Below are 2,583 nucleotides of genomic sequence, written 5' to 3' on the forward strand. Positions count from 1 at the left end.
CCTGCCGGTAGGCTGGCCGCGACCCGCCCGACCGTCGAAAGGCCGCCCGTGACCACCCCCCAGCTCGCCTCCTACATCGACCACACGCTCCTCAAGCCCGAGGCGTCGCGGGAGCAGATCGCCGCCCTGTGCGCGGAGGCCGAGCAGTACGGCTTCGCCTCGGTGTGCACCAACCCGCTGTGGGCCGGCTTCGTCCGGGAGCGGCTCGCGGGCAGCGACGTGCTGACGTGCGTGGTCGTCGGCTTCCCCCTGGGCGCGTCCGCCACGGAGGTCAAGGCCTTCGAGACCGCCACGGCCGTGTCCGCCGGCGCCCAGGAGATCGACATGGTCATCGACATCGCCGCCGCGCGGGCCGGCGAGCGCGAGACCCTGGAGCGGGACATCGCGGCGGTCGCCGAGGCCGCGCACGCGGGTGGGGCCGCCCTGAAGGTCATCATCGAGACGTGCCTGCTGAACGACGAGCAGAAGGTGCTCGCCTGCCGGGCCGCCGTGGCCGCCGGGGCCGACTACGTGAAGACGTCCACCGGCTTCTCGACCGCCGGCGCCACCGTGGCGGACGTGCGGCTCATGCGCGAGACCGTGGGTCCGGACATCGGGGTCAAGGCCTCCGGGGGGATCCGTACCCGAGAGGACGCCCTCGCGCTGATCGAGGCGGGTGCCTCCCGGATCGGCGCCAGCAGCGGTCCGGCGCTCGTCGGCTGAGGACGTCCGCGCCGGTCCTCGTCCCGGGACGAGGCGGGGCCGGTCAGCCGCTCCCCGGTCCCGTCGACGGGGACGGGTCGGGCAGGCGGTGGAGGGCGAGGACGGTGAGGTCGATGGGGTGCCCCTCGGTCACGGCCCACGCCGTGGCCAGGTCCACCGCCTCATGGGCCCCGATCCCGCCCGGATAGCGCCGGGCGACCGCGTCCAGGCCCCCGGCCGGCTGCGCGTCCGGGCTCAGGTCGAGGAAACCGTCGGTGAGCACGAGCAGGGTCTCCCCCGGGCCCAGCGCGGCGGTGCGCACGTCCCACCCGGAGCCGTAGGCCGGTGACAGGCCCAGGGCCGGCCCGGAACCGGCCAGCCGTCGCACACCGCCGCCGGCGCCGAGGACCAGTGCCGCGCCGTACCCCGCCAGGACGTAGACGAAGGTGCCGCTGCTCGCGTCGAGCGTCGCCGCGAAGGCCGTGACGAAGGCGCCGTCGGCGGCGGCCGGCGCCCACACCGCCGAGCGCTCGACCGACCGGCGCGGGGCGAGCCCCGGCCCCGTGGCCCGCAGCAGCGCGTGCAGGCCGGAGGTGACCGCCGCGGACGCGGTCCCGGCGCCGAGGACGTCGGCGGCCTCGAGCTGCACCCGCCCGTCCTCGGCCCGCCAGTCGAAGTAGCTGCCGCCGGCGCGCCGGGCCGGTGTGCACCGGCCGGCCAACTGGTACCCGGGCACCTCCGAGGCTCCGGCAGGGAGCAGCACCCGCTGCGCGGCCCCGGCGGCCGCCAGTTCGCCGGTGGCGGCCAGCTCGCGCTCGACGAGCTGCCCGAGCTGGGCGAGGACCTCCTGCTCGTCCGCACCGAAACCCCGCGGCACGGTGTCCATGATGCACAGCGACCCGACCCGCTCCCCCGTGCGCGCCCGCAACGGCTGCCCCGCGTAGAAGCGCATCCCCTGGCGCACGACCGTCGTGTCCGCTCCCCGGGTCCCGCGTGCGGCGTCCTCCAGGACCAGGGCGCCCGGCTGCTGGACCGTGTAGTGGCACGGCGAGTACCGCAGGGGCACCGAGACCCCGGCGTCCAGCCCGGAGGCGGCCTTGATCCACTGCCGGTCCGCGTCGACGAGCGCGATGGCGGCCACGGGCACCCGGAAGACCAGCCGGGCCAGGGCCACGATCCGCTCGAAGCGCTCCTCGGGGGCGGTCTCCAGCAGGCCGAGGTCGTGCAGGGCCGCCAGGCGGGCGAGCTCCTGGGCGTCCTGGGCGGGCGGGAGGCCGGACGGGCCGTCCTCCCGCGGCGTCGCGCCGGAGGAGCCCGTCACGGCCCCGTCCCCCCGCCGGCCGGCGACGCTCCCGGCGTTCCTGAACAAGCGCTGCACATCCGACCCTCCACGCTGACACCTCCACAAGAGAGTGCCAGCGTAGATCGAAAGCAATCTTATGATCCAGTTCCGCGAGAGGAGTCCCCTGTCCGACCAGCACACGGTGCGGGATCCCACGACGCAGTGTCGTGGAGCTGGTCGAGCAGGCCGGGCCCCGCGCCGTGGCCGTGCCCGGGGACGTCACCGACGAGGCGTACTGCGAGCCGCTGGTCGGGACCGCCGTGGCCGAGCTGGGCGGGCTCGACGTCCTCGCCGACATCGCCGGCAAGCAGCAGCACTGCCCGGACGTCCTGGAGCTGACCGACGAGCAGGTCGACGCGACCTGCGAGACCAACGTCTCCGCCATCTTCTGGCCGTGCCGGGGCGCCGGCAGCGGCTGAGCCACCGGCACCGGCCCGTCCCCGCGGCACGGCCGGAACCGGCCGCCGCGCGCCCGCGGCGAACCACTAGACTGGCCGCGAACGCCCCCGCGGCCCCGTCGAGCGGCCGCCCCGAACCGCCAGAAGGGTGCCATCCATGGC

The 2,583-nt window shown here is 76.0% G+C and carries 3 protein-coding genes; 2 read left to right on the plus strand and 1 reads right to left on the minus strand.

Annotated features, from left to right (window positions below; all coding sequences use genetic code 11):
- Window positions 1-48 precede the first annotated feature (48 nt).
- Window positions 49-702 (plus strand): deoxyribose-phosphate aldolase, encoded by a 654-nt coding sequence (gene deoC / locus RIF68_RS33945; RefSeq protein WP_309055316.1) that lies wholly within the window; start codon window positions 49-51, stop codon window positions 700-702.
- A 43-nt stretch (window positions 703-745) separates the two neighbouring features.
- Here the strand turns inward: deoC and RIF68_RS33950 are convergent, their stop codons facing one another.
- The gene (locus RIF68_RS33950; RefSeq protein WP_309055317.1) at window positions 746-2,002 is read right to left on the minus strand and encodes a SpoIIE family protein phosphatase; all 1,257 of its coding nucleotides are present in this window, start codon (window positions 2,000-2,002) and stop codon (window positions 746-748) included.
- A 188-nt stretch (window positions 2,003-2,190) separates the two neighbouring features.
- On the opposite strand from RIF68_RS33950, the gene RIF68_RS33955 reads away from it, so the two are divergent.
- Window positions 2,191-2,442 carry an SDR family NAD(P)-dependent oxidoreductase gene (locus tag RIF68_RS33955; RefSeq protein WP_309055318.1) on the plus strand — a complete coding sequence of 84 codons (252 nt, stop codon included), beginning with the start codon at window positions 2,191-2,193 and terminating at the stop codon, window positions 2,440-2,442.
- Window positions 2,443-2,583 lie beyond the last annotated feature (141 nt).

The sequence above is a fragment of the Streptomyces sp. genome, assembly GCF_031178505.1.
In the GTDB taxonomy this organism is placed as follows: Bacteria; Actinomycetota; Actinomycetes; order Streptomycetales; family Streptomycetaceae; genus Streptomyces; species Streptomyces gulbargensis.